A 25,834-nucleotide genomic window follows, 5' to 3' on the forward strand; every position below is an offset into this window, starting at 1 on the left:
AGAGTATCGTGCACCGCTTGCCAACGAGCGGTGCCTTTCTGACGCGAGGCGTTTCACATGAGCACCGACACGACCGACCAAAATTTCCGCAATGCGATGGCGCGCTTCACCAACGGCGTCACGGTCATCACGACCGCTACGAACGGCACGCCGTTCGGCCTGATCGCGACATCGGTGTGCAGTCTTTCAGCCGATCCGCCGACGGTGCTCGTCTGCGTGAACCGAAGCGCGAGCGCACACGACGTGATCCTGGGCGCGAAGATATTTGCCGTCAATCTGCTGTCCGCCGATCAGAAGAACGTCGCGCAACGCTTTGCCAGCGAGAAAGGGCCGTCCCGTTTCGATCCGGCGCAATGGACAGCGGGCAAGAGTGGCGCGCCGTTGCTGACCGGCAGTATCGTCTCTCTCGATTGCAAAGTCATCGCGACGCACAACGGGTATTCGCATACGATCTTTATCGGCGAGATCACCGATTCATCAACGCACGACGATCCGTCCGCGCACTGTCTGTTGTGGCATCAGCGTCATTTCGCGGCCGCGGCGATGCAAGCGCGATGAGCGTCACAGCAGAACATACGCTTTAGTCCGGTCAACCCTATTCGAATCATCCCCACATCATGACCAAGTCCGTCCGTTTCACCCGGATCGTTGCGCGACTCACCGTTGTCGCCGTGCTCTGTCTGAGCGTTGCACCGTGCGTCGTGTCACCCGCTTTCGCCGAAGACGCGGCGAATCTTGACGCGATCACCGCCAACCCCGCGCTTTTCGCGCTCGTGCCGGAGTTCTATCGTCAGAAGCAACCGATCACGGTTGCGGTCAATCCGGAGATCGCGCCCGTCAAGTTCATCGACGAAGACGGCGATGTGGCGGGTTTCGCGCCCGATCTGATCTCTGCCGCAGCTAAAGTGCTGGGGCTGAAAATCAAGTTTGTGCAGGCATCGTTCGATTCGTTGATTCCGGGCCTCGCGGCGAACCGCTTCGATGTGCTGCTGTCGCTTGGCGATTTTCCCTCGCGCCATAGCAAAGTGACGTTCATCGACTACTTAAACGTCGGCCAGACGATCGTCGCCTCGCCTAAGCGACAGATGACGCTCAAGTCGCTCGATGATCTATGTGGGATGCAGATCGCGCTGCCGCGCGGCACGGCGCCGATGCAACGGGCCAATGAAGTGAGCAACAAATGCGTAGCGGACGGTAAGAAAGCGATCTCGATCGCCACCTATCCGGACACCAACATGACACTGATGTCGCTGACCAACGAAGCAAGCCAGGCCGTGTGGGTCGACTCGCCCGCTGCGAACTACAACATCAAGAAGTTTCCAGACAAGTACCAGGCGGTGTATTACTACGACCTCTCGTCGTACGGAATCGGCTTTGGCGTCGACGAGAACGGCAAGCGGCTCGCTCATGCGTTCCAGCAAGCCCTGATCAAGCTGCAGAAGCAAGGGTTCTATCAAAGTGTGATGCAGAAGTGGGGGCTGTCGGCGAAGGACGGACGCCCCACCTTCCCCGTCAACGATCCGCAGATGTGAAGGCCCAGGCGGGAAGCGAGCCAACCTACGGCCTTTGTTTCTTCCTGCTCTGCGCCGCCACCCAGGCACGCGCGTGCTCTTGACATGCCTTGACTGACGTCTACCGGTCGCAAGGCAAGTACGGGAGAATCAATGTAGGACCGTCATCCGTTGGTCGCAGGTTCGAATCCCTCACGGTACCAAACATCAAACAGAAAGCCGGTCATCGCGACCGGTTCTTTGCATTTCTGGTGGGTGTCCGGTGTATTCCGGTTGAGGACCGTAAGGCCAAGTCGATCGCCCCATGCACTTGCCTCAGGGGGCAGCGATGCGGTGCTCCGTTCCGCCGCCCCCTTGACGCTTTGTTCACCATCCCCGAATAGCGCGTAAATTGTGTGCGACCAAGCGAAACGCCACAACCTGAGTACGGATTCGGGCACCGTCTCGCCCCGTGGAAAATTCCGCTTTGTTCCCGCGAGAGCCGTCCGTTTTGTGGGGGCAAACGTGGGGGCAAATTCCAACCCAAACGAAAAAGGCCTCACAAGCATTGCTTGTAAGGCCTTGATTTCATTGGTCGGGGCGAGAGGATTTGAACCTCCGACCACCTGCACCCCATGCAGGTACGCTACCAGGCTGCGCTACGCCCCGAACAGCACAAAATTATAACAGACACTTCATTCGATTAGAACCGCTTCGTACGAACAAAGTGACCTAATGCTTCAACAAATCGATCACGTGCAGCAATTCCTTGCGCAACTGTTCGACGTCCACCGCGGCTGTCGCAACCGCAGGCGCCTGCGCGGCGACTGCGCCCTCGCCTTCCTCGACCGATTCAGGCGGTGCACCATGCGCGCCGCCGCCGTGCGAATCGAGCCGGTTGCGCGCGCCGTTGATCGTGAAGCCCTGCTCGTACAACAACTCACGAATCCGCCGGATCAACAGCACCTCATGATGCTGATAGTAGCGACGATTGCCGCGCCGCTTGACCGGCCTCAACTGCGTGAACTCCTGCTCCCAGTAACGCAACACATGCGGTTTCACACCGCATAGTTCGCTGACCTCACCGATCGTGAAGTAGCGCTTCGCCGGAATCGGAGGCAAGACGACTTTTTCGATCGTCGCTGTCATCGTCAGTTAGCCGTCGTAGTGGTTGCGCATGAGCGCGCGAGTCAATCAGCGCGCGAAGCTCGCTTCAGCGCCGTTCTCAACCAGCGCCTTCAGCTTTTGACTTGCATGGAACGTCACAACGCGACGCGCGGCGATTGGAATCGCCTCGCCGGTCTTCGGGTTTCTGCCGGGACGCTGGGGCTTGTCACGCAACTGAAAGTTGCCGAACCCCGACAGCTTCACACTGTCGCCACTCTCCAGCGCATCGCGAATCACCTCGAAGAACGCTTCGACCATGTCTTTCGCTTCCCGCTTGTTGAGCCCGACATTGTCGAACAGCAACTCGGCAAGCTCCGCTTTGGTGAGCGTCGGCGTTTCAGTCGAAACGACGGCGGGTGATGTCGGAATATCGCGAATCATGGCGCTGCGTTGCGCCGTAAGAAGGGCTTCGAAATCACTCGAGTTCATTTCATTCATATCTATCAAATGGCGCGCCAAGCAAAAGACAAAGGATGCGGAAACAGCCGTGCAATTGTTAAATGCGGGTTATCCGCGCAACCGTGCGCCATATACTCGAGCCAGACGTTCCACCAGAGTTTGAATGGCCAGATCGACCGTTTCATCCTGAAGGGTTCCGCCAGTATCTTGCAAGGTCACACGGAACGCAAGGCTTTTCTCGTGAGCGGCCAAGCCACCGGAAGTGTTTGATTTTGGACGAAATTCGTCGAAAAGCGCAACCTTCTGAACGCTCTTGCAAGCGGGTTCGGACTGGGCTTTCTGGAGCTCGTCGAGCAGCGCCTGGACCTCGATTTTTTGATCGACGACCACCGCGATATCGCGACGCACCGGCGGGAATTTAGATACTTCCGCGGGAGTCGGCAATACGCGCTGCATTAATGCTTCCGCTTCGATTTCAAACAGAATCGGCGCATGCGGCAAATCGTATTTCTGCATCCAGCGCGGATGCAATTCGCCGATCCAACCCACTGCGCGGCCATTTACTTCGACACGCGCGCTGCGTCCCGGATGCAAAGCCGGATGCTCCGCTTTCACGAAACGCGCCACCGCCGGCGCCACCAGCGCTTCCAGATCGCCCTTCATGTCGAAGTAATCCACCGTGCGCGTCGGCGCGCCCCACTGCTCGTCGAGCGCGGAACCGTACGCGAGTGCGCCGATCATCTTCGGTTGCGCGAAACCTTCGACCGTCAGCTCACCCGCCTTGATCGACGGATCGTGCAGGAACACACGGCCGGCTTCGAACACGCGCACGCGATCCGCCGCGCGGCGATTCAGGTTCGTGCGCAGCACGTTGATGAGGCTGCCGAACAGCGTCGTGCGCATCACCGATAACTGGCTCGCGATCGGATTAAGCAGACGAACCGGCTTGTCGTTGCCGGCGAAATCCTGCTCCCACTCGGCGTCGACGAAACTGAAGTTCACCGTTTCAGCGTAATCGCGCGCGGCGAGCGCGTGACGGATCACGTGGATCGAGCGCTGCGTTTCGTTGGTCGGGAGCATTTCGCTGGTCGCGACCGGCGGGCGTGCCGGAATCTTTTCGAAGCCGTAGATGCGCGCGACTTCTTCGATCAGGTCTTCTTCGATTTCGATATCGAAGCGGTACGACGGCGGCATCACCGCGAAGGTATCGCCGTCGCGCTCGAACGAGAGGCCGAGGCGCGTGAAAATCTGCGCGATTTCTTCCGCGTCGATCTGCACGCCGATGATGCGGTTTGCACGCGACACACGCATTTTCACGGGCTCGCGCTTCGGCACGTTGACGATCTGGTCGTCGACCGGACCAGCCTCGCCGCCGCAGATATCGAGGATCAGTTGCGTGATGCGCTCGATATGATCGACCGTGGTCGCATAGTCGACGCCGCGCTCGAAACGATGGCCCGCATCGGTCGAGAAGTTGTACTTGCGCGAGCGGCCGCGAATGCTATCGGGCCACCAGAACGCGGCCTCGAGATAGATGTTGGTGGTGTCGAGCGTAACGGCCGTGCTGTCGCCGCCCATGATGCCCGCGAGACTTTCGATGTGCTGCTCGTCGGCGATCACGCCAACGGTTTCATCGAGCTCGACGGTGTTGCCGTTCAGCAGTTTGAGCGTTTCGCCCTTGCGGCCCCAACGCACGTCCATGCCGCCGTGGATCTTGTCGAGATCGAACACGTGCGACGGACGGCCCAGTTCGAGCATCACATAGTTCGAGATGTCGACGAGCGCGGAGATGCTGCGCTGGCCCGAACGCTCGAGGCGCTCGACCATCCAGTGCGGCGACTTCGCGCGCGCGTTCACGCCGCGAATCACGCGGCCGGAGAAACGGCCGCACAGATCGGGCGCGGAGATTTTGACCGGCAACGTTTCGTTGAGCTTGACGTCGACCGGCTTGATGTCCAACGGGCGCAACGGCGCGCCGGTGATTGCCGACGTCTCGCGCGCCACGCCGAACACCGACAGGCAGTCCGCCTTGTTCGGCGTCAGCTTGATCTCGAAAACGGTGTCATCGAGGTTCAGCGTTTCGCGGATGTCCTGGCCGATCGGCGTCGCTTCCGGCAGGATCATCAGGCCGCTATGATCTTCCGAAAGTTTCAGCTCACGTGCGGAGCACAGCATGCCTTCGCTTTGCACGCCGCGCAGCTTCGAGAGCTTGATCGCAAACGGCGCGCCGCCCTCTTCAGCCGGCGGCAGTTGCGCACCCACCAGCGCAACCGGCACCTTGATGCCCGGCGCCACGTTCGGCGCACCGCACACGATGTTCAGCGTCGCGCCGGTGCCGGCGTCGACCTGACACACGTTGAGCTTGTCCGCGTCCGGGTGCTTGACAACTTCCAGCACCTGGCCGACGACGATCTTCGAGGTCGGCGGCGCGGCCGGCCGCAGGTCTTCGACTTCGAGACCGGCCATCGTCAACGCGTGCGACAGTTCGTCGGTCGTCAGTTGCGGATCGACAAAGGTTCTCAGCCAGGATTCCGGGAATTGCATGGTTCTGTGTACGTTCTGATCAGGTTAGGTCCACGTCCGGCAGGGGCTTCGCGTGACTCGGGATTCGTACCCGTTTCACTCGCAACGCCCCGCCGGGGACGCTGGCGGCATGCACGAGGTGCGATGCCGCGCTCTATGCTTGTCGCGTTCGTACGCGCCGGTTCAGGCGAATTGACGCAGGAAACGCAGGTCGTTTTCGAAGAACAGACGCAGGTCTTGCACGCCGTAACGCAACATCGTGAGCCGCTCGAGGCCGCTGCCGAAAGCAAAGCCGATGTAGCGCTCCGGGTCGAGGCCCATGTTGCGGATCACCGTGGGATGAACCTGGCCCGAGCCCGAAATTTCGAGCCACTTGCCGGCGTTCTTGCCCGTTTCGAACAGCATGTCGATTTCGGCCGACGGTTCGGTGAACGGAAAATACGACGGACGGAAGCGCACGAGAATGTCGTCACGCTCGAAAAATTTCTTCAGGAAGTCGGTGTAGACGCCCTTCAGGTCCGCGAAGCTGATGTTCTCGTCGATCCACAGGCCTTCGACCTGGTTGAACATCGGCGAATGCGTCGCGTCGCTGTCCACGCGATACGTACGCCCCGGCACGATGACCTTGATCGGCGGTGTGTTGGTGCGCGCGTAGCGCACCTGCATCGGGCTCGTATGCGTGCGCAACAGCAGCTGGCGACCGTCGGCGTCTTTGCCGTCGACGTAGAAAGTGTCCTGCATCGAACGCGCCGGATGGTTTTCCGGGCTGTTCAGCGAGGTGAAGTTGTACCAGTCGGTTTCGATCTCGGGGCCGTCGGCCACGTCGAATCCGATCGTACGGAAAATCTGTTCAACGCGCTCCCATGTGCGCATCACCGGGTGCAGGCTGCCTGCAGCGGTGCCGCGGCCGGGCAGCGTGACGTCGATGGCTTCAGCGGCGAGGCGCTGATTCAGCAGCGCGTCGGCCAGCGCCTGACGGCGGGCCGTCAACGCGGCTTCCACTTGCTGCTTGACGAGGTTGATCCGTGCGCCTTCGGTCTTGCGCGTTTCGGGATCGAGTTTGCCAAGGCCCTTCAACAGCTCGGTCAGCGCACCCGATTTGCCGAGAAAGCGCGCTTTCTCGTTCTCGAGGGTGGTGACGTCGGAGGCTTCTGCGAAGGCTTTTTGCGCGTCGGCGACAATCTGGTCCAGATCCATTGATCCCATCATTTCAACGTCAGTGTTCAATCGAAGCAAACTGGTTCTACCAACAAAAACGGGGCTCGGTGAGGAGCCCCGTTTTTGCTGCAACGTCACCGAGACTACCGGATATTCGCTGCAACGAACCACGCAGTGTTAATTGCCAGAAGCGCAATCAGGCTGCAACGGCGGCTTTCACCTGCTGAACGATCGCAGCAAAAGCAGCCTTGTCGAACACAGCCATGTCGGCCAGCACCTTGCGGTCGAGTTCGATCGAAGCCTTCTTCAGGCCGTTGATGAACACGCTGTACGTCATGTCGTGCTGACGCACCGCCGCGTTGATACGCGTGATCCACAATGCACGGAACACACGCTTCTTGTTGCGGCGATCGCGGTAGGCGTATTGGCCTGCGCGCATGACCGCCTGCTTGGCGATGCGATAGACGTTATTGCGACGGCCGCGGTAACCCTTGGCCAGCTTGATGATCTTCTTGTGGCGGGCCCGTGCGGTAACCCCACGTTTTACTCGAGGCATGTCTTGCTCCTATGAGTGTCGGTTAAGGGTTAAGCGAACGGCAACATTGCGCGCACGGAGTTCAGATCGGAATCATGAACTGCCGTCGAACCGCGCAAATGGCGTTTGTTCTTGGTGGTCTTCTTGGTAAGAATGTGGCGCTTGAAGGCCTGACCGCGCTTGACGGTACCGCCCGGACGCACCACGAAGCGCTTTGCAGCACTCTTCTTGGTCTTCATCTTCGGCATGACAACTCCATTATTAGATGGATATGGGTGTGCGGTCGGCCAGATGGCCATCACCCGCCCTTCGAAACCCATTCCACTTGGTATGCAGACCGCCAACACCGCCGGCGGCCGCTTTTCAGGAATCGGCGCGCACTTGCATGCACGCCGCTCCGAAACCTGCCGACACCGCGCCGGACACCCGGCACCGCATCGTTTCAAACTTCAATTCAAACTTATAGCCACCGGAGCACGCACCACGTGGCGCGCCGCCACTCCAGCCACTTACTTCTTTTTCTTCGGAGCGAGCACCATGATCATCTGGCGCCCTTCCATTTTCGGCATCTGCTCGACCTGACCGACTTCGTCGAGGTCCGTGCGCAGGCGCTCGAGCATGCGCATACCGATTTCCTGGTGAGCCATTTCGCGGCCACGGAAACGTAACGTGATTTTCGTCTTGTCGCCGTCATCGAGGAAGCGGATGAGGTTGCGCAGCTTGACGTTGTAATCGCCGTCGTCGGTGCCCGGACGGAATTTGACTTCCTTGACCTGGACGACCTTCTGCTTGAGCTTGGCCTCGTGTTGTTTCTTCGCTTCCGAGTACTTGAACTTGCCGTAGTCCATCAAGCGGCAAACCGGCGGAACCGCTTGCGGCGCGATTTCGACCAGATCCACGTCTTGCTGTTCCGACATGCGGAACGCATCAGCGAGTTTCACGATGCCGAGCGGTTCGTTCTCGACGCCGACCAGACGCACCTCGGGTGCCGTAATTTCACCGTTGATGCGGTGCGCAGACTTATCAGTAGCGATGTTACGTTTCCTCTAAAAATTAAAAAAAACGAGCCGGCCTACCAAGTGGCTCAATTGAACGACTGCACGTCCTGGCGCAGACGCTCAATGAAGGCATCGAGGGGCATCACGCCCAGATCGACACCACCACGGGCACGCACGGCTACCGTTTGGGCTTCACGCTCTTTGTCGCCGACCACGAGCAGGTACGGGACCTTTTCCAGCGTGTGCTCGCGTATTTTATAGCTAATCTTCTCGTTGCGCAAATCGGCCTCAACTCTAACCCCTTGTTTTTGCAACGATTGGGCTAGCGACTGCGCATATTCGGTCTGATTTTCCGCGATATTCATCACGACAACCTGCATCGGCGCGAGCCATGAAGGCATTGCACCGGCATGGTGCTCGATCAGAATCCCGAGAAAACGCTCCATCGATCCGACGATTGCCCGGTGCAGCATGATCGGGCGGCGGCGGCTGTTGTCTTCTGCGACGTATTCGGCACCGAGGCGCTCCGGCAGCACCATATCGAGCTGCAACGTGCCACATTGCCACGAGCGGCCGAGCGCGTCCTTGATGTGGTACTCGACCTTCGGGCCGTAGAACGCGCCCTCGCCCGGCAACTCCTCCCACGTCACGCCGCAGGCCGTCAGCGCCTCGCGCAGGCCTTGCTCCGCGCGATCCCACGTTTCGTCCGTGCCAGCGCGCGCGTCCGGGCGCAGCGACAGCTTGATCTCGACGTTGTCGAAACCGAAATCCTTGTAGACGCTCATCGCCAGCGTGTTGAACGCGATCGATTCGCTGATGAACTGGTCTTCGGTACAGAAAATGTGAGCGTCGTCCTGCACGAAACCACGCACACGCATCAAGCCATGCAACGCGCCCGACGATTCGTTGCGATGGCACGAACCGAACTCCGCGTAGCGCAGCGGCAGATCGCGATACGAGCGCAACCCGTGGTTGAACACCTGCACGTGACCCGGGCAGTTCATCGGCTTGATCGCGTAGTCGCGCTTTTCCGATTCCGTCGTGAACATGTTTTCACGATAGTTCTGCCAGTGGCCCGACGCTTCCCACAGCGAACGGTCCATGATCATAGGCGTCTTGATTTCGAGGTAGCCGGCGTCGTTCACGCGACGGCGCATGTATTGCTCGACCTGCTGCCACAGCGTCCAGCCACGCGGATGCCAGAACACCATGCCCGGCGACTCGTCTTGCATGTGGAACAGATCGAGCTGCTTGCCGAGCTTGCGGTGATCGCGCTTCTCCGCCTCTTCGAGCATGTGCAGATACGCTTCCTGGTCTTCCTTTTTGGTCCAGGCCGTACCGTAGATGCGCTGCAATTGTTCGTTCTTCGAATCGCCGCGCCAGTAGGCGCCCGCGACCTTCATCAGCTTGAAGACTTTCAGCTTGCCCGTGGACGGCACGTGCGGGCCGCGACACAGATCGGTGAAGCTGCCGTGCGAGTACAGCTTGATCTCGTCGGTCGACGGAATCGATTCGATGATCTCAGCCTTGTACTTCTCGCCAATGCTCTTGAAGTAGTCGATCGCCTCATCACGCGATACGACGCGGCGCGAGACCGGCTCGTCTTTCTTCGCGAGTTCCTGCATGCGCTTTTCGATCTTTTCGAGATCTTCCGGCGTGAAGGGACGGTTGTACGCGAAGTCGTAGTAGAAACCGTTGTCGATGACCGGGCCGATCGTAACCTGCGCTTCCGGATACAGATCCTTCACTGCATACGCGAGCAAGTGCGCCGCCGAGTGACGAATGATATCGAGACCGTCTGCGTCTTTTTCAGTGACGATGGCGAGCGCCACGTCGCGATCGATCAGCGCGGAGGTATCAACCAGTTCACCGTCGATCTTGCCGCCGAGCGCAGCCTTAGCGAGGCCGGGGCCGATCGAGGCGGCCACTTCGGCGACGGTCACCGGATGCTCGTACTGTCGAACAGAACCGTCAGGCAGACGTATCGAAACCATTGCGTTCTCCGTGGTGCCGACCGGCGGCGGCACATACATCAAGGTCAAAAAGCCAAAAAAAATGCGGCCCCGCTTTCGAGGGGCCGCATTCACATTTCCTGCAAACTACATTGGCGAAAGTGGTCCTCGACTAGCGTCGCTCCGAAGTGCTTTCGGTCAACGTTCGCGGTGTCATAACCGTATTCGCCTTTTGCGCCACAAGCGCTTGCTGCAGTTCGCGAAACCCCGGCAAAACCGGAATTTCTCTTTCGTTGGTAGGCTCGATTGGACTCGAACCAACGACCCCCACCATGTCAAGGTGGTGCTCTAACCAGCTGAGCTACGAGCCTGAAGAAACGAGATTATATGGAGCCCCACACCGCTTGGCAAGTACTTTTCTGCACCGGCTTTAAATTTCTACCCATGTGCGCAAGTGCGTCCTGCGAATGCACGGCAGATAGATGCGCGGCAGAAGCTTCCACGCGCGCCATCTTACACACGCGTCAGTTCTTGCGTGATGCGCGCACCACGCCCGTCACCTCGCCGAGCAGCGTGCACGCGCGCTGGATCTGCGAGGCGCTCGACACTTCGACGGTGAATTGCATGAACGCGGCATTGCGGCGCGTTTGTGTCTTCACGCCGATCACATTCATCTTTTCACGCGCGAACACTTCGGAAATATCACGCAGCAAACCCTGCCGGTCCGTCGCTTCGATCGAGAGGTCGACAGGATATACGGATTGGCCACGGCCGCTCATCACATCCGCCGACCACGCCGTCTGCAACACACGCTCCGGCGCGCGCTCGGCCATCCGCCGGAACGTCGGGCAATCGCTGCGGTGAATCGACATGCCCTTGCCACGCGTGACGAAACCGCAGATGTCGTCGGGCGGTGCCGGCCGGCAGCAGCGCGCAAGCTGCGTGAGCAACGCATCGACACCGACCACCAGCACCCCCGTGGACGCTCCGCGCGCGACGCTCGCCCCGCTGCTGCGCTTCTCGAATTGCTCCGGCGCCTCGACCACGGGCTCCGGCGGCGGCGCGTCGTGCAGCGCCTGCTCGACGAGCCGCAGACTGAACTCCTCCTTGCCGACCACGGAGAACAGATCGTCGGTGGCTTTGAAGCCGAGCTTGGCGGCCAGCTGATCGAGATTGACCGACGTCTTGCCCTCGCGCTGCAAGGTCTTTTCGACCATTGCACGGCCGCTCGCGATGTGCTCCTGCAGCTCGACCGCGTTGAACCACGCCCGCACTTTCTGCCGCGCGCGCGGACTGTGCAGATAGCCGAGTTGCGGGTTGAGCCAGTCGCGCGAGGGACCGCCCTCCTTCACCGCGACGATCTCGACCGTCTGCCCGTTCTGCAACTGCGTATTGAGCGGCACCATCGCGCCGTCGACGCGTGCGCCGCGGCAGCGATGCCCCAGCTCGCTATGCAGGTGATACGCGAAATCGACGGGCGTTGCGCCGTGCGGCAGCGGAATCACCCGCGCCTGCGGCGTCAGCACGTAGATATGGTCGTCGTCGAGCGTGGCCTGGCGCAGTTGCTCCCACGGCTGCGCCGCACGCTGCTCGCCGTGCTCGCCCTCGGTGACTTCATCCTTCCACGCAAGCAGTTGCCGCAGCCACGCAATCTTCTCGTCGTACTTCTCGTTGGCGGCGAACTGCCCGCCATAACCACGCGTGCCGGCCTCCTTGTAGCGCCAGTGCGCGGCCACGCCGTACTCGGCGAACTGATGCATTTCCTGCGTACGGATCTGCACTTCGAACGCACGGCCGTCATCGCCGATCACCACCGTGTGCAGCGATTTGTAGCCGTTCGGTTTGGGCCGCGAGATGTAGTCGTCGAATTCTTTCGGCACCGGCTGCCACAGGTTGTGCACGATACCGAGCACGGTGTAGCAATCCTTGATGTCCGGCACGATCACGCGAAACGCGCGCACGTCGTAGAGTTCGGCGAAGTCGAGTTCCTTGCCGCGCATCTTGCGCCAGATGCTGTAGATGTGTTTCGGCCGGCCGCTGACTTCCGCGCGAATCTGCGCCGCGGCCAGCTCCTCCTGCAGGCGTTCGATCGCCTGCGCGACATAGCTCTCGCGCTCGACGCGCTTCTCGTCGAGCAGCTTCGCGATGCGCTTGTATGTATCCGGCTCTTCGAAACGAAACGCGAGGTCCTCGAGTTCCCACTTCAGCTGCCAGATGCCCAGACGGTTGGCGAGCGGCGCATAGATGTCGAGCGTCTCGCGTGCCACGTCCGGTGAAGGCGTGACTTTCGCCGCCGCGTAATACCGCAGCGATTGCAAACGTGACGCCAGACGGATCAGCACCACGCGAATGTCCTGCGCGAACGCGAGCAGCATCTTGCGCAGCGCCTCGACCTGCACGCGGCGCGCGGCCTGTGCATCGCGCCCGACTTCGGGTATCGCATGCTGCGCGGCGCGCAAGCTCACCGTGCCAAGGCGCAGCAGCTTGCGCACGTCGCCGACCAGTTGCGCGACTTCTTCGCCGAATTTGTCGGTGATCACGCGCTCCGGGTCCTGCAGATGCGGCGTCAACGCAAACAGCGCCGCCGCCAGTACCGCCGGCGGATCGACATTGAGCTTGCGCATGATCGACGCGGTCCCCGCCGCGTGATCCGCCAGCGATTCCCCCGACGACAGCCGCACCTCGCCCGCATGCTCGCGCACGAACGCCATCGCTTCGTCGAAAGAAGGAATGGGCTGAGGCGTGCTCGTAACGATTTCGGTATTCATGGTGCGACGGCCCGCCGGGCCAGACGAATCAAGGGAATTTCAACAACGGTGACCGCGCGAGGCCTAGCTGCGCTGCGCCGCGACCACGACGATTTCGACGAGGCACTTCGGGTTGGCGAGTTTGGCCTCGACGGTGGCGCGCGGCGGCGTGTCGCCTTGCGCGACCCACTCGTCCCACACCGCGTTCATGCCGGCGAAATGCACCATGTCCGAGATGTAGATCTGCACCGACAGCAGATGCGACTTGTCGCTGTTCACTTCACCCAGCAGGCGGTCGATGTGCCCGAGCACTTCGCGCGTCTGCCCCGTGATGTCCTGATCCGTGTCTTCGGCGATCTGGCCTGCGAGGTACACGGTGCCGTTGTGCACGGCGGTTTCCGAGAGGCGCTTGCCGACGTGATGACGAATGACTGCCATGAAAAATCCTGAGATGGGTTGAAAGTTGATCCGAATGCGCTCCGCATGGCGCCCATCGAAGACGCCGCGCGAAACCGTCTATTATGACGCGTCGAGCGCCGGGCCGATAAAGAACCGTCTTGCGAGTTCGATCTGATCGGCCGCGAGAAAGGCAGGTGCATGCCCGACGCCGGCGATCTCCGCGCTCGACACGGCACGTCCGGCCGCGACCATCTTCGTAACGGTTTCACGCGACAGCAGATCGGAATGCTCGCCCCGCACTACCAGCACCGGCCCCTGGAACGACGCAAGCGAATGCCAGAGTGCGGCCTCGCCGAGTTTCGTCGCTTCCTCGGTGGTCGCGGCAAACGGCTGCGCGATGCGCGGGTCATAACGGAACAGCCACGCGCCGTCCTGTTCGCGCAGCAGCGGCGTGTTGATTTCACGCCATTCGTCCGGCGTGAGCGGGCCGAAAGTTTGCGCAAGCAACGCGGCGTGGTCGATGCCCTGTTGCAGCGTCTCGAAGCGCGCAGGCTTGCCGAGGTAGTCGCCGATACGTTGCACGGCGCCCGGCTCCAGATGCGGGCCGACATCGTTCAGCAGCAGTTTGCGAACTGGCGTTTCCGGCAAACCGGCCAGCCCAAGCCCGATCAAACCACCCATCGACGTGCCGAACCAGTCGACCGTTTCGACGTTCAGGCGCGCGATCAGCGTGACCATGTCGGCGACGTATTGCGGAATGCCATATAAGTTGGGGTTCGCTAGCCACGACGACAAGCCCCGCCCCACCACATCCGGACACACCACACGATAGGTTCCGGCGAATTGCGCCGCGACGCGGTCGAAGTCGCGCCCGGAGCGCGTCAGGCCATGCACGCATAGCAGCACGCGCGGATTGTCCGGGTCGCCCCATTCGGTGTACGCGACGCGGTGCAAACCCGCAGCGCTCGCGCACTGCACGTAACGTTGGCGCGGCGCGGGCTGCCCGGCGGCGGAAGCGGAGGTCGGTGCGGTCATCTGGGTTCCTTGCGAAAGCGCTGCGGATTAGCTCGGGCACAGCAGGGACAGACAGGCGTTGAATCTTCAAACGATTGTAAACCGCTTTGCCGCGCGGCAAGGATCGGCCGGAAGACATAGGACAGGCTCGGCACGCGCAGTCGGCACAAGCTCGGCACACGCATTGCCCAGGCCCACGACGCGCGGCACAAAAACAGAACGGGCGAGACTCGCGTCTCGCCCGTTTGGGAAACCGTGTGGTTGCCGCCCCGCCGCTCAAAACTCCGATGGCCGGCCGGCGAGCCGCATCGGCCTCAGCTCACCGCGCTCACGTCGAGCGGTGCGCCGGTCTTCGCCTTGATTTCGTCGACGCTCACGCCCGGCGCCAGTTCGGTCACTTTCAGACCGGCATCCGTCACCTCGATCACGCCGAGGTCGGTGATGATCTCATTGACGACGCCCACGCCGGTCAGCGGCAACGTGCATTCGTCGAGAATCTTGTGCTGGTCGCCCTTCGCGACGTGCTCCATCAGCACCACCACGCGCTTGACGCCGGCGACCAGATCCATCGCGCCGCCCATGCCCTTGATCATCTTGCCCGGAATCATCCAGTTGGCCAGATCGCCCTTCTTGCTGATCTGCATCGCGCCCAGAATCGCCAGATTGATGTGGCCGCCGCGAATCATCGCGAACGAATCCGCCGACGAGAAAATCGACGAGCCCGGCAACGTGGTCACCGTCTGCTTGCCCGCGTTGATCAGATCGGCATCGACTTCCTCTTCGGTCGGCGACGGGCCGATGCCGAGCAGGCCGTTTTCCGACTGCAGCCACACTTCCACGCCCGCCGGCACGTGGTTCGCCACCAGCGTCGGCAGACCGATGCCGAGGTTCACGTAGAAACCGTCCTGCAATTCCTTCGCCGCGCGCGCGGCCATTTCGTCACGAGTCCATGCCATGATCAGTCTCCTTTCGCGCGGACGACGCGTTGTTCGATGCGTTTTTCCGGATGCGCATTCAGCACGATGCGCTGCACGAAGATGCCAGGCGTGTGGATCGCGTCCGGATCGAGTTCGCCCACTTCGACGATCTCTTCCACTTCCGCGACGGTGATCTTGCCGGCCATCGCGCACATCGGATTGAAGTTGCGCGCGGTGCGGCGGTAGATCAGATTGCCCGACTTGTCGGCCTTCCATGCCTTGACGAGCGCGACGTCGGCGGTCAGCGAATGTTCGAGCACGTAATGGTTCTCGCCGAACTGGCGGGTTTCCTTGCCCTCGGCGATCAGCGTGCCGTAGCCGGTGTTGGTGAAAAACGCCGGAATGCCCGAGCCGCCCGCGCGCAGCTTCTCGGCGAGCGTGCCTTGCGGCGTGAATTCAAGCTCGAGTTCGCCGGCCAGATACTGGCGTTCGAACTCCTTGTTCTCGCCGACGTATGACGAAATCATCTTCTTGACCTGGCGCGTTTCGAGCAGCAGGCCGAGGCCGAACCCGTCGACGCCCGCGTTGTTGCTGATGCAGGTGATGCCCTGCACGTTCGAATCGCGCAGCGCGCCGATCAATGCCTCCGGAATGCCGCACAGCCCGAAACCGCCGACGGCGAACGTCTGCCCGTCCTTGACGATGTCTTTCAGCGCCTCGGCGGCGCCTGGATAGACCTTGTTCATCAGTATGTCCCTTCCTCTTATGGAAATCCGCAGCCGGAAAAGCCGGCCTCCGGATCGTTGCGGCCGGTATGACGTTCTGCGGGTCGAACCCGACACGTCATTCTAGTCATCCCCAGCGAGCTGTGCGTCCAGGTTACCCTGGACTTCGCACGGTGCCCGCCGCGGACAGCCTGGCCGCGTTGTGATGTGCTCGAAAGAGTACGCTGCGCATGCCATACGGCACAATACGCAAAACTACATAAGTATTTGCCGCCAACCCATGCCCGCCCTGGATTACCGAACCGCATTCCACCTCGCCCCGATCGGACTCGTGCTGTCGCGCGAGCGAATTATCGAAGACTGCAATGACGAGCTCGCGTCGATTTTCGGCTGCAGCCGCGAGTCGCTGCTCGGCCAGTCGTTCCAGGTGCTGTATCCGTCGGCGGCGGAATTCGAGCGGATCGGCGCACGCATTCCGCCGATCATGACCGCGCAGGGCAGCTATGCGGACGACCGCATCATGAAACGCGCCAACGGCGAATTGTTCTGGTGCCACGTGACGGGCCGCGCGCTGCAGCGCGCCGACCCGCACGCGGCAGGCGTCTGGACCTTCGAGGATTTGAGCGCGACGCGGCGCGTGGCGGTGGAACTGACGCCGCGCGAACGCGAAATCGCCGCGCAACTGGTGACGGGCAAGACCAGCAAGCAGATCGGCCGGGTGCTGGAGATCAGCCCGCGCACGGTGGACGTCTACCGGGCGCGGCTGATGCGCAAATACGATACGGGGAATGCAACCGAGCTGTTGCAGCGGCTGCTTGGGAATTGAAGGACGGGCGTGAAAATGTGCGACTGATTCGCGTCTTCGCACTCGCGCGGTGAAACTGCGGCACTGGCCGGTCGGCTAACGAACTCCACCGGAGGATGAACGACATGTCCGGCAGCGTTCAGTCCACTGCACCCATCAAGCCGCCCTGACCAGCGCGGCACGCTCGATGGTCGCGCGCAGCAGATCGGGCACCGGCACCGACTTGCCCGCCGCGTAATCGATCCAGACGCAGCGCGCGGCGCCACGCGCATACACGGTGTGCGGGTCGTCGGCACGCACCAGCTCGAAGCCGGTGTCGAAGCTGCTGCGCCCAGGGGTTGCCACCGACATCCGGCCGATCACGTCGCCGGGATAGTGCAGTTGCTTGAGAAACTCCATCGACGCATTGACGATCACCGGCCCCTGCCCATTGCTATCACCGCCGATGAACCCCAGTTGCTCGAACCAGGAAATCCGCACCTGCTCCATGTAGCGGAAATAGACCGTGTTGTTCACATGGCCGAACGCGTCCATGTCGCCCCAACGGATCGGCATCGACATCTCAAAAACTGCGTGAAAATCGCTCATCGTACTTCCGTTCTTCTTACTGCCTGACAGGATTGAAACCCACTCGACACATGGGCTGACCGGCGTGTAGCCGGCCCGCCCATGCGCTGCAAGATAACGCGGGCGCTCCTGCAACGGAAGCCCCGCACGCGTAAAACACTTTCTGCGAACCAGCGTCAATCCGGCCCGCTCACGCGAGCCCGAAGCCGTCGTCGGCGGCGATGATCGAGCCGTTGATGAACTGCGATTCGTCAGCCGCCAGCAACAGCAGCAGCCCGTCCAGATCGTCCGGCTTGCCGACGCGATGGCGCGGCAGCATCGACACCAGCTTCTGCCCCTGCTCCGTCGACCAGTGATGATGGTTGATCTCGGTGTCGATATAACCCGGGCAGATCGCGTTGACGTTGATGCCGTGCTTGCCCCACTCCAGCGCCATCGCCTTCGTCATATGAACGACGGCCGCCTTGCTCATCGAATACAGGCCGATCTGCGGCAACACGCGCAGGCCCGCCATCGATGCGATATTGATGATCCGGTATGACGGCTTCTGCGCATTGTTGCCGCGCATGATCATGCGCTTGGCGACTTCCTGCGCGACGAAGAAGGCGCCGCGCGTATTCGTGTCGAACACATATTCGAAGTCGGCCGGCGTAACCTCGGTGAGCTTCTGCGTGGTCGACACGCCCGAGTTGTTGACCAGAATATCGATCGTGCCCGCCTCGGTCTCCGCGTGCGCCACCGCCGCCTTGATGCTCTGATAATCAGTCACGTCGAGCGACACGACATGTGCCGCACCGCCCGACGCCTCGATCTCCGCGCGCAGCTCCTTCAGCCGCTCGGTGCGCCGGCTTGCCAGCACGACCTTGGCGCCCGCCTGCGACAACACCTGAGCAAAGCGCTTCCCCAACCCGCTCGAAGCACCGGTAACCAGCGCGACCTTGCCTTCCAGATTGATCGAACGGCCCATTGACGTTCCTTGTTCGGTTGTAACGACAGATACGGTTGACAGGTGCGGTAGGACCGTCGCTGCGGGTCGATACCGTAACATACAAATAGAACGATCGTGCTAATCTATGCTCCTCCGGTTGCAGTGCGGGGATCGATCGCCCACAATACGAACCCGAAAAAAGCATTCTAACGGTAAGAGGAGCATCAATGACCCCCGCAAGTCTCATTGAGCAGTACGGCCCACGCGAGTCGATGGAATACGACGTCGTGATCGTCGGCGGCGGCCCGGCTGGCCTGTCCGCGGCGATCCGCCTGAAACAGCTCGCGGCTGAAAAAGGCGTCGAGCTGGGCGTGTGCGTACTGGAAAAAGGCTCGGAGATCGGGGCGCATATCCTGTCGGGCGCGGTGATGGACCCGCGCGCGATCACCGAACTGATTCCGGACTGGAAAGAAAAAGGCGCGCCGCTCACCGTGGACGTGACCGAAGACCGATTCCTCTTTCTCACGGAAACCGGCTCGAAGAGCGTGCCGGTCTGGGCGCTGCCGGACAACTTCAAGAATCACGGCAACTACGTGATCAGCCTCGCGAACGTCACGCGCTGGCTCGGTCAGCAGGCCGAAGCGCTCGGCGTCGAAATCTTCCCGGGCTTTCCCGCGGCCGAAGTCCTGTACAACGACGATGGCTCCGTCAAAGGCGTCGCCACCGGCAACCTCGGCATCGGCAAGGATGGCGAGCCGACCGAGAACTTCCAGCTCGGCATGGAACTGCACGCGAAGTACACGCTGTTCTGCGAAGGCGCGCGCGGCCATCTCGGCCGTCAGCTGAACGAGAAATTCAAACTGCGCGAAGGCGTCGATCCGCAGGTCTACGGCATCGGCATCAAGGAACTGTGGGAAATCGATCCGGCGAAGCACAAGCCGGGTCTCGTGATGCACACGGCCGGCTGGCCGCTGCAGAACGATACGTACGGCGGCTCGTTCCTCTATCACATGGATAACAACCAGGTGGTGGTCGGCTTCGTGGTGGGGCTTGGGTATTCGAACCCGTATCTGTCGCCGTTCGAGGAATTCCAGCGCTACAAGACGCATCCTGCGATCCGCGCGATCCTGGAAGGCGGCAAGCGCGTGTCGTATGGCGCGCGTGCGATTACCGCCGGTGGCCTGATGTCGCTGCCGAAGCTGGTATTCCCCGGTGGCGCGCTGGTCGGTGACGACGCGGGTTTCCTGAACGCATCGCGGATCAAGGGCTCGCATGCGGCGATCAAGACCGGCATGCTCGCCGCCGAGGCCGCGTTCGACGCCGTGCAGGCCGGACGCACCAGCGACGAACTCACGGCCTACCCGGAGAGCTTCAGGACGTCGTGGCTGCATACGGAGCTGTACCGCGCGCGCAATTTCAAACAGTGGATGAGCAAGGGCCTGTATCTCGGCACGCTGATGGTCGGCATCGAGCAGAAGCTGCTGGGCGGCAACGTGCCGTGGACGCTGCATCACCAGCATTCCGATCACGAGATGCTCAAGCCGGCCTCGCAGTGCACGCCGATCACGTATCCGAAGCCGGACGGCAAGCTGACGTTCGACCGGCTCTCTTCGGTGTTCATCTCGAACACGAATCACGAGGAGAACCAGCCGGCTCACTTGACGCTGAAAGATCCGTCGGTGCCGGTCAACGTGAACTGGCAGACCTATGCCGGTCCTGAGTCGCGCTATTGCCCCGCGGCGGTGTATGAGTTCGTCAAGAACGACGACGGCAGCGAACGGCTCGTGATCAATGCGCAGAACTGCGTGCATTGCAAGACCTGCGACATCAAGGACCCGACGCAGAATATCGTGTGGGTCACGCCGGAAGGTGGCGGCGGGCCGAACTATCCGAATATGTAAGCGCGGCTTTGCTTGTCTTCGCGTGGCGCCTGCATCTTCGCTGGCGCCGCGCGAAGGCGGAAGTTTCAACGACGCTCGCGCGTCATCGCTTCAATCCTCTCCCGCACCTTCGCCACGACCGGCGCCCAGTCGCCGACGCGCGGCTGTCGAACCAGCTCGATCGAATCGTACCAGGCCGTATGCGGCGATGCATCGCCCCAGAACCACGCGGAGACGTGATCGATCATCAAACAGGTCGGCACGCCGAGCGCCCCTGCCAGATGCGCGGGCCCGCTGTCGATCGTCACGACCAGATCCAGATTCGCCAGCAACGCGGCGACGTCGTCGAAGCCGGACTGAAAGTGACCGGTCATGTCGATCACGTCGAGACCCCTGGCTCGCCACTGCGCAGCCGTTTCGCCCCGCCCCGGCGACAACGCAAAATAACTCACGTCCGCCACGTTCAATAGCGGTTCAAGTCGCTCGACGGGCACCGAGCGCCGCATGTCGCGGATATGTTCGGGATTGCCGTTCCACACCACCCCGACTTTGAGATTGCCTCGCGTGGCCGCAAGTTGCGCGTCGACCCGCTCGCGCCATGTCCGCACATGCGCCGGATCGGCGCTCAGGTACGGCGCGCCCCACCCCGCTGCATCGACGATGCCGAGGCGCAGCGGCAAGCTCATCAGGCCGCAGTGGAAATCAGGCCGGGTGTCGAGACTCGTTTCGAGCGGCAGACCGGCGGGCAGTGTCCGCTCGAACAGATGACGCAGCGGCCCATCATGACCGAAGACCACCCGTCCGCCTTCGCACCGCGCCCGCTCGGCCAGCAGCGGCAGAAAGCGTACCGCCCACAGGCAGTCGCCATTGCCCTGCTCGCCGTAGACCACCAGCGTCTTACCGGCCAGCGATTCACCCTGCCAATACGCGCTGATCGCTGCGAGCGCATGCTGCGCGTTGTTCATGCCATCGGCGAACGCGATGCGCGACTCGTAATGCGCCCAACCATCGGCGAAACGGTCTGAGCGGATTTCGAGTTCAGACAGATCGAACAACGCATGCGCGTTGTTCGGCGACAGCGCCAGCACTTGCCTGAGCAATGCCTCGGCTTCGGCGAAACGCGCCTGCTCCTTGATGCACAGCGCGAGCTTGTGAAGCGCCACCGGATTGGCGGGCACGACGCGCAGCGCTTCGCGCAGCAAGCGTTCGGCGGTGGCGAAGTCATCGCGCTGCTGCATGACGGCCGCACGCCACATCAGCGCGTTGGCGTCTTCGGGATGGTGCGAGAGAAGCAGTCCGGCCGCCGAGTCTAGCAGTGCCCAGTCGCGCACGATAAAGGCCATCTGCGCAATCATGGGAAGCAAAGTGGGTTCGCTCGAAGGATCGAGCCGGTAGGCGCGCACCAGAGCGGCGAGCGCCTCGTGCCGGCGGGCCTTGTCGCGGCCGGTGTGCTGCAGCAGCAGTTGGCCGAACGCGAAGCAGTCGCCGGCGGACGCATCCGGCGCGGCGGCACGCGCGCGCAGCGCGGCGAGCTGGCTATCCGCCAGCCCGGCGTTTGAATCGGCCATGGGGATAGCGCCGCGCGCTCAGCGGGTCAAAAGACGTTCGACGCGCGCCGGTTAAGGCGCGCTCGCCGCGATCTTCGGCGTGCTGACGGACACGTCGCCGCACTGCGCGCGATGGCGCAACGCGTGGTCGATCAGCACCAGCGCGAGCATCGATTCGGCGATCGGCGTGGCGCGAATGCCGACACACGGGTCATGCCGCCCGAACGTTTCGACGACTGCCGGCTGGCCCGCCTTGTCGATCGAACGGCGCGGCGTGCGAATGCTCGAGGTCGGCTTGATCGCGATCGACACCGTGATGTCCTGCCCGGTCGAAATACCGCCGAGCACACCGCCCGCGTGATTGCCGACGAAGCCCTCGGGCGTCAACTCGTCGCCATGCACCGAACCGCGTTGCGCGACGCTCGCGAAGCCCGCGCCGATCTCGACGCCCTTCACCGCGTTGATGCCCATCATCGCGTGCGCGATGTCGGCGTCGAGGCGGTCGAACAGCGGTTCGCCGAGCCCGACCGGCACGCCGGAGGCCACGACGTTGATGCGCGCGCCGATCGAATCGCCGTCCTTGCGCAGCGCGTCCATGTACGCTTCGAGCTGCGGCACGATGTCGGCGTTCGGCACGAAGAACGGGTTCTCGCGCACCTGCGCCCAGTCGACGAACGGCACGTCGATCTCGCCGAGCGCTGCCATATAACCACGAATCTCGGTACCGAATTTCTCGCGCAGCCACTTCTTCGCGACCGCGCCCGCCGCCACTGTGGGCGCCGTCAGGCGCGCCGACGAACGGCCGCCGCCGCGATAGTCGCGAATGCCGTACTTCTGCCAGTAGGTGTAGTCGGCGTGACCGGGGCGGAACGTGTCGGCGATGTTGCCGTAGTCCTTGCTGCGCTGATCGGTATTGCGGATCAGCAGCGCGATCGGCGCGCCGGTGGTCTGCCCTTCGAACACGCCCGACAGGATCTCGACCTTGTCTTCTTCCTGGCGCTGCGTGACGTGGCGCGACGTACCGGGCTTGCGGCGGTCGAGTTCGAGCTGGATGTCGGCTTCGTTGAGCGCCATGCCCGGGGGGCAGCCATCGATCACGCAGCCGATAGCGGGGCCGTGCGATTCGCCGAAGGTCGTGACAGTGAAAAGCGTACCGAGCGTGTTGCCGGACATGGGCGTCGTCCAAAGAAATGCGGGGAAAGCGCTATTATGCCAGCCCCATCGCAGGGGGAACGGGTTGCGCGGCATGAGTGGACGATTGGCCAAGGCCAACTCAGCCGCAAGCTTGCGACGATTCGCGCGGGGGCGTCGGCAAACGCGCCGCCGTGAGTGGGGATTTTCGTTTTGACTGTAGGGTGTGTCGTCAGAACGGCGGCGGAGGCGGTTTTGGCTGCAGCGCCGGCCACCATCCCGGCCCGCTACTTCCGCGCCCCGCGCAACTCCGTGACGATCTGCTGCAATTTCTCCGGCGTCGCCTGCGCCGGATCGATCGGCTCGCCCACCGCGAGGCTCAACCGGCTCATCACGCCCTTGCGGATCGGGCGTGGCCAGTGCGTGTCGTTGCCGCGAGAAAACACGCTACCCCACAGGCCGCGCAGCGCCATCGGTATGACCGGCGCAGGCGTGCGCCTGATGATCTCCATCACGCCATGGCGAAACGGATTCATCTCGCCGGTTCGTGTGAGCTTGCCTTCCGGAAAGATGCAAACCAGTTCGCCCTCGGCGAGCGCCTGCGCGCAACGTTCGTAGGCGCGCGGGAGCAGTTCCGGGTCCTGATGCGCCGGCGCGATCGGAATCGCTTTCGCATGACGAAACACCCAGCCCGCGAACGGCGACCTGAAGATTTGATGATCCATCACGAAGCGGATCGGCCGCGGACTCTCGGCCATGATGACGATCGCATCCACGAAGCTCACGTGGTTGCACACCAGCACCGCCGCGCCCTCGTCCGGAATCCGCTCGGCATGCACGAGGCGAATCCGGTAGAACGTATGCACCAGCATCCACGCGATGAAGCGCAACAGGAACTCCGGCACCAGCGAATAGATGTAGGTCGCGACGACGATGTTCAGCAGCGCGGTGACGAGGAAGATCGCCGGAATGCTGAAACTGGCCGAGGTCAGGCCCATCGCCATCAACGCCGACACGATCATGAACAGCGAGTTCAGGATGTTGTTCGCGGCGATGATGCGCGCCCGGTGGCTCGGCTGGCTGCGGCTCTGGATCAGCGCATAGAGCGGCACGCTGTAGAAGCCGCCGAACATCGCGAGCAGGAACAGATCGGCCAGCACGCGCCAATGCGCGAGCCGCCCGAGGAACTCGCCGACGCTCAGCAGGTGCCCGACGGGCGGCAGCGCGTGGCTCGCGAAAAACAGATCGATCGCGAACACGCTCATGCCGATCGAGCCGAGCGGTACGAGACCGATTTCAATGCGCCGTTTCGACAGTTTTTCGCACAGCAGCGAGCCGATGCCGATGCCGATCGAAAACGTGCCGAGAAGCACGGTCACGACGTCCGGATTGGCGGAGAGCACATTCTTCGCGAAACTGAAGAACGACGACAGAAACGTCGCGCCGACGAACCACAGCCAGGAAATGCCCAGCAGGCTCAGGAACACGGTGCGGTTTTCGCGCGCCAGCTTGAGGTTGCGCCACGTCTCGCTAAACGGATTCCAGTTGATGCGCAGCTCGGGTTGCGGCGCGGCCGTGGCCGGCACGAAGCCCGACACGATGCGCCCCGCGAGCGCGATCGCGATGCACGCGGCGGCCAGCACCAGCGCGCCATGTTCGGCGAGCCCGGCGCCCGCGCCGCCGACGATCGTGCCGAGCAGGATCGCGACGAAGGTGCCCATCTCGACCATGCCGTTGCCGCCGACCAGCTCCGTCTTCGACAGATGCTGCGGCAGATACGAGTACTTGACGGGCCCGAACACGGTCGAATGGACGCCCATCAGAAACGTGCACAGGTACAGCAATGGCGCGCTATGCAGCCAGAACCCCGCGCCGCCGATCAGCATCACGACGATTTCGAAGCTCTTGACGAAGCGCGTGAGCATGGCCTTGTCGTACTTGTCGGCGATCTGCCCGGAAGTGGCCGAGAACAGCACGAACGGCAGAATGAAAATGGCCGCGATCAGAAACGCCGCAGTGGCCGGATCGACGCCGGAAAAGCGCGCTGCCTGATAGGTGACGAGCGACGTGAAACCGATCTTGAACACGTTGTCGTTCATTGCGCCGAGGAACTGCGTCCAGAAGAACGGCGCGAAGCGGCGCTGCCTGAGCAGCCGGAACTGGGATTCGTGCGAGTCATGCGCACGGGAGGCGCGACGGGCGGCAGGTAACGGACGATCGCTCATGAAGTTCGGAGAACGGCCCAGAAGAGCAACAACGGAGAAAGCGCGGAGAACGGCGCCGGGCGCAGGCGGCTCATCACATCACGCGAAACACGGAACGGAACTGCGGTACAACCGGGCGCACAGGCACCCGCTTCTGGCGGGCCGCCCACGACGCGGCCGGACACAAAAAAGGCGCACGCTTTCGCGCGCGCCTTGCCCGCCTCTTCGCGCTCATGACAATGCTGGAGCGCGACGGTCAGTCACAGCGCATCAACGCGCCGGTTGCTGTTCCTGCTGTTCTTCCGGCCAGTCGCGGATATACGCCTTGAGCATGCGGTTTTCGAAGCCCTGCTCTTCGACCACCGCCTTCGCCACGTCGTAAAACGAAATGACGCCCATCAGCGTACGGCTTTCCATCACCGGCAAGTAGCGCACGTGATGTTCGAGCATCATGCGGCGGACCTCATTGACGTCGGTCTCGGGCGTGCAGGTGAGCGGATGGTCGTCCATCACCTTGCGGATCGTGGAGGTGCCGACGCTGCCGCCGTTCTTGCTCAGCGTCAGAATGATTTCGCGAAACGTCAGCATGCCGACGAGATCGCCATATTCCATCACGACCAGCGAGCCGATATCGTGGTCGGCCATCGCATTGACCGCGTCGTGCAGCATGGTATCCGGTGTGACCGTGAAAAGGGTGTTGCCTTTGACTTTGAGAATGTCGCTGACTCGCATGATCTGTCTCCGTGAT

The 25,834-nt window shown here is 62.1% G+C and carries 23 protein-coding genes and 2 tRNA genes; 4 read left to right on the top strand and 21 right to left on the bottom strand.

The annotated features are described in order from the left end of the window. Positions 1–57 precede the first annotated feature (57 nt). Positions 58–558 carry a flavin reductase family protein gene (locus ACZ9H4_RS30885; RefSeq protein WP_476122405.1) on the top strand — a complete coding sequence of 167 codons (501 nt, stop codon included), beginning with the start codon at positions 58–60 and terminating at the stop codon, positions 556–558. Positions 559–617: 59 nt separating this feature from the next. Then, positions 618–1,532 (top strand): ABC transporter substrate-binding protein, encoded by a 915-nt coding sequence (locus tag ACZ9H4_RS30890; RefSeq protein WP_476122406.1) that lies wholly within the window; start codon positions 618–620, stop codon positions 1,530–1,532. A 550-nt stretch (positions 1,533–2,082) separates the two neighbouring features. Here ACZ9H4_RS30890 and ACZ9H4_RS30895 read toward each other — a convergent pair. From ACZ9H4_RS30895 to ACZ9H4_RS30965, 15 genes are all read right to left on the bottom strand, one after another. Next, a tRNA-Pro gene (locus ACZ9H4_RS30895) sits at positions 2,083–2,159 on the bottom strand. Positions 2,160–2,222: 63 nt separating this feature from the next. After that, positions 2,223–2,639 (bottom strand): MerR family transcriptional regulator, encoded by a 417-nt coding sequence (locus ACZ9H4_RS30900; protein WP_408145046.1) that lies wholly within the window; start codon positions 2,637–2,639, stop codon positions 2,223–2,225. 45 nt (positions 2,640–2,684) lie between these two features. After that, positions 2,685–3,095 (bottom strand): integration host factor subunit alpha, encoded by a 411-nt coding sequence (locus ACZ9H4_RS30905; protein ID WP_075301562.1) that lies wholly within the window; start codon positions 3,093–3,095, stop codon positions 2,685–2,687. Positions 3,096–3,164: 69 nt separating this feature from the next. Then, positions 3,165–5,600: a phenylalanine--tRNA ligase subunit beta gene (gene pheT, locus ACZ9H4_RS30910; RefSeq protein WP_476122407.1), complete on the bottom strand. Its 2,436-nt coding sequence runs from the start codon at positions 5,598–5,600 to the stop codon at positions 3,165–3,167. Positions 5,601–5,762: 162 nt separating this feature from the next. Further along, on the bottom strand, positions 5,763–6,776 hold the full coding sequence (gene pheS / locus ACZ9H4_RS30915) for a phenylalanine--tRNA ligase subunit alpha (RefSeq protein ID WP_168663730.1): 1,014 nt from the start codon (positions 6,774–6,776) through the stop codon (positions 5,763–5,765). 157 nt (positions 6,777–6,933) lie between these two features. Beyond that, on the bottom strand, positions 6,934–7,293 hold the full coding sequence (rplT, locus tag ACZ9H4_RS30920) for a 50S ribosomal protein L20 (RefSeq protein ID WP_006052502.1): 360 nt from the start codon (positions 7,291–7,293) through the stop codon (positions 6,934–6,936). A 29-nt stretch (positions 7,294–7,322) separates the two neighbouring features. Next, the gene (gene rpmI / locus ACZ9H4_RS30925; protein WP_006052501.1) at positions 7,323–7,520 is read right to left on the bottom strand and encodes a 50S ribosomal protein L35; all 198 of its coding nucleotides are present in this window, start codon (positions 7,518–7,520) and stop codon (positions 7,323–7,325) included. Positions 7,521–7,781: 261 nt separating this feature from the next. Next, the gene (gene infC, locus ACZ9H4_RS30930; RefSeq protein ID WP_075643546.1) at positions 7,782–8,306 is read right to left on the bottom strand and encodes a translation initiation factor IF-3; all 525 of its coding nucleotides are present in this window, start codon (positions 8,304–8,306) and stop codon (positions 7,782–7,784) included. A gap of 50 nt (positions 8,307–8,356) precedes the next feature. After that, entirely contained in the window at positions 8,357–10,264 is a 1,908-nt protein-coding gene (thrS, locus tag ACZ9H4_RS30935; RefSeq protein WP_476122408.1) for a threonine--tRNA ligase, read from the bottom strand. A gap of 252 nt (positions 10,265–10,516) precedes the next feature. Continuing rightward, a tRNA-Val gene (locus tag ACZ9H4_RS30940) sits at positions 10,517–10,593 on the bottom strand. Between the two features lie 153 nt (positions 10,594–10,746). Next, complete coding sequence (locus ACZ9H4_RS30945) at positions 10,747–12,990, bottom strand: RelA/SpoT family protein (RefSeq protein WP_408145038.1); 2,244 nt, start codon at positions 12,988–12,990, stop codon at positions 10,747–10,749. 63 nt (positions 12,991–13,053) lie between these two features. Then, positions 13,054–13,407, bottom strand: coding sequence for a RidA family protein (locus ACZ9H4_RS30950; RefSeq protein ID WP_408145036.1), 354 nt, complete (start codon positions 13,405–13,407; stop codon positions 13,054–13,056). Between the two features lie 81 nt (positions 13,408–13,488). Next, a complete protein-coding gene (locus ACZ9H4_RS30955; protein ID WP_476122409.1) occupies positions 13,489–14,403 on the bottom strand; it encodes an alpha/beta fold hydrolase in 915 nt (304 codons plus the stop codon). Positions 14,404–14,696: 293 nt separating this feature from the next. Beyond that, positions 14,697–15,338 (bottom strand): CoA transferase subunit B, encoded by a 642-nt coding sequence (locus tag ACZ9H4_RS30960; RefSeq protein WP_408145032.1) that lies wholly within the window; start codon positions 15,336–15,338, stop codon positions 14,697–14,699. Positions 15,339–15,340: 2 nt separating this feature from the next. Continuing rightward, a complete protein-coding gene (locus ACZ9H4_RS30965; RefSeq protein WP_007181110.1) occupies positions 15,341–16,045 on the bottom strand; it encodes a CoA transferase subunit A in 705 nt (234 codons plus the stop codon). Between the two features lie 259 nt (positions 16,046–16,304). On the opposite strand from ACZ9H4_RS30965, the gene ACZ9H4_RS30970 reads away from it, so the two are divergent. After that, a complete protein-coding gene (locus ACZ9H4_RS30970) occupies positions 16,305–16,850 on the top strand; it encodes a LuxR C-terminal-related transcriptional regulator (protein WP_408145270.1) in 546 nt (181 codons plus the stop codon). A 135-nt stretch (positions 16,851–16,985) separates the two neighbouring features. Here the strand turns inward: ACZ9H4_RS30970 and ACZ9H4_RS30975 are convergent, their stop codons facing one another. Together ACZ9H4_RS30975 and ACZ9H4_RS30980 are read right to left on the bottom strand one after the other, a co-directional pair. Further along, the gene (locus tag ACZ9H4_RS30975; protein ID WP_408326314.1) at positions 16,986–17,417 is read right to left on the bottom strand and encodes an acyl-CoA thioesterase; all 432 of its coding nucleotides are present in this window, start codon (positions 17,415–17,417) and stop codon (positions 16,986–16,988) included. A gap of 169 nt (positions 17,418–17,586) precedes the next feature. Then, positions 17,587–18,363: an SDR family oxidoreductase gene (locus tag ACZ9H4_RS30980; RefSeq protein WP_121315208.1), complete on the bottom strand. Its 777-nt coding sequence runs from the start codon at positions 18,361–18,363 to the stop codon at positions 17,587–17,589. Positions 18,364–18,551: 188 nt separating this feature from the next. Between ACZ9H4_RS30980 and ACZ9H4_RS30985 the strand changes: the two genes are divergently transcribed. Then, complete coding sequence (locus tag ACZ9H4_RS30985) at positions 18,552–20,225, top strand: electron transfer flavoprotein-ubiquinone oxidoreductase (RefSeq protein ID WP_476122410.1); 1,674 nt, start codon at positions 18,552–18,554, stop codon at positions 20,223–20,225. A 65-nt stretch (positions 20,226–20,290) separates the two neighbouring features. On the opposite strand, the gene ACZ9H4_RS30990 is transcribed toward ACZ9H4_RS30985, so the two are convergent. The 4 genes from ACZ9H4_RS30990 to ACZ9H4_RS31005 all read right to left on the bottom strand — a co-directional run bounded on the left by ACZ9H4_RS30990 (position 20,291) and on the right by ACZ9H4_RS31005 (position 25,818). Then, entirely contained in the window at positions 20,291–21,772 is a 1,482-nt protein-coding gene (locus ACZ9H4_RS30990) for a tetratricopeptide repeat protein (protein ID WP_476122411.1), read from the bottom strand. Positions 21,773–21,823: 51 nt separating this feature from the next. Next, positions 21,824–22,924 (bottom strand): chorismate synthase, encoded by a 1,101-nt coding sequence (gene aroC / locus ACZ9H4_RS30995; RefSeq protein WP_102631336.1) that lies wholly within the window; start codon positions 22,922–22,924, stop codon positions 21,824–21,826. Positions 22,925–23,169: 245 nt separating this feature from the next. After that, on the bottom strand, positions 23,170–25,107 hold the full coding sequence (locus tag ACZ9H4_RS31000) for an MFS transporter (protein WP_476122412.1): 1,938 nt from the start codon (positions 25,105–25,107) through the stop codon (positions 23,170–23,172). A 249-nt stretch (positions 25,108–25,356) separates the two neighbouring features. After that, on the bottom strand, positions 25,357–25,818 hold the full coding sequence (locus ACZ9H4_RS31005; RefSeq protein WP_408153787.1) for a CBS domain-containing protein: 462 nt from the start codon (positions 25,816–25,818) through the stop codon (positions 25,357–25,359). Positions 25,819–25,834 lie beyond the last annotated feature (16 nt).

The organism is Paraburkholderia sp. TE9906 (assembly GCF_056279605.1).

Bases quoted from the DNA above. Each gene is read 5' to 3' on its own strand.
- ACZ9H4_RS30885 (WP_476122405.1), top strand. From the start codon at position 58: ATGAGCACCGACACGACCGACCAAAATTTCCGCAATGCGATGGCGCGC.
- pheS (WP_168663730.1), bottom strand. From the start codon at position 6,776: ATGGATCTGGACCAGATTGTCGCCGACGCGCAAAAAGCCTTCGCAGAA.
- ACZ9H4_RS30970 (WP_408145270.1), top strand. From the start codon at position 16,305: ATGCCCGCCCTGGATTACCGAACCGCATTCCACCTCGCCCCGATCGGA.
- rplT (WP_006052502.1), bottom strand. From the start codon at position 7,293: ATGCCTCGAGTAAAACGTGGGGTTACCGCACGGGCCCGCCACAAGAAG.
- ACZ9H4_RS30950 (WP_408145036.1), bottom strand. From the start codon at position 13,407: ATGGCAGTCATTCGTCATCACGTCGGCAAGCGCCTCTCGGAAACCGCC.
- ACZ9H4_RS30990 (WP_476122411.1), bottom strand. From the start codon at position 21,772: ATGGCCGATTCAAACGCCGGGCTGGCGGATAGCCAGCTCGCCGCGCTG.
- ACZ9H4_RS30965 (WP_007181110.1), bottom strand. From the start codon at position 16,045: ATGAACAAGGTCTATCCAGGCGCCGCCGAGGCGCTGAAAGACATCGTC.
- ACZ9H4_RS30975 (WP_408326314.1), bottom strand. From the start codon at position 17,417: ATGAGCGATTTTCACGCAGTTTTTGAGATGTCGATGCCGATCCGTTGG.
- ACZ9H4_RS31000 (WP_476122412.1), bottom strand. From the start codon at position 25,107: ATGAGCGATCGTCCGTTACCTGCCGCCCGTCGCGCCTCCCGTGCGCAT.
- aroC (WP_102631336.1), bottom strand. From the start codon at position 22,924: ATGTCCGGCAACACGCTCGGTACGCTTTTCACTGTCACGACCTTCGGC.
- ACZ9H4_RS30985 (WP_476122410.1), top strand. From the start codon at position 18,552: ATGACCCCCGCAAGTCTCATTGAGCAGTACGGCCCACGCGAGTCGATG.
- ACZ9H4_RS30980 (WP_121315208.1), bottom strand. From the start codon at position 18,363: ATGGGCCGTTCGATCAATCTGGAAGGCAAGGTCGCGCTGGTTACCGGT.
- pheT (WP_476122407.1), bottom strand. From the start codon at position 5,600: ATGCAATTCCCGGAATCCTGGCTGAGAACCTTTGTCGATCCGCAACTG.
- thrS (WP_476122408.1), bottom strand. From the start codon at position 10,264: ATGGTTTCGATACGTCTGCCTGACGGTTCTGTTCGACAGTACGAGCAT.
- ACZ9H4_RS30890 (WP_476122406.1), top strand. From the start codon at position 618: ATGACCAAGTCCGTCCGTTTCACCCGGATCGTTGCGCGACTCACCGTT.
- ACZ9H4_RS30955 (WP_476122409.1), bottom strand. From the start codon at position 14,403: ATGACCGCACCGACCTCCGCTTCCGCCGCCGGGCAGCCCGCGCCGCGC.
- rpmI (WP_006052501.1), bottom strand. From the start codon at position 7,520: ATGCCGAAGATGAAGACCAAGAAGAGTGCTGCAAAGCGCTTCGTGGTG.
- ACZ9H4_RS30905 (WP_075301562.1), bottom strand. From the start codon at position 3,095: ATGAATGAAATGAACTCGAGTGATTTCGAAGCCCTTCTTACGGCGCAA.
- ACZ9H4_RS31005 (WP_408153787.1), bottom strand. From the start codon at position 25,818: ATGCGAGTCAGCGACATTCTCAAAGTCAAAGGCAACACCCTTTTCACG.
- ACZ9H4_RS30900 (WP_408145046.1), bottom strand. From the start codon at position 2,639: ATGACAGCGACGATCGAAAAAGTCGTCTTGCCTCCGATTCCGGCGAAG.
- ACZ9H4_RS30945 (WP_408145038.1), bottom strand. From the start codon at position 12,990: ATGAATACCGAAATCGTTACGAGCACGCCTCAGCCCATTCCTTCTTTC.
- ACZ9H4_RS30960 (WP_408145032.1), bottom strand. From the start codon at position 15,338: ATGGCATGGACTCGTGACGAAATGGCCGCGCGCGCGGCGAAGGAATTG.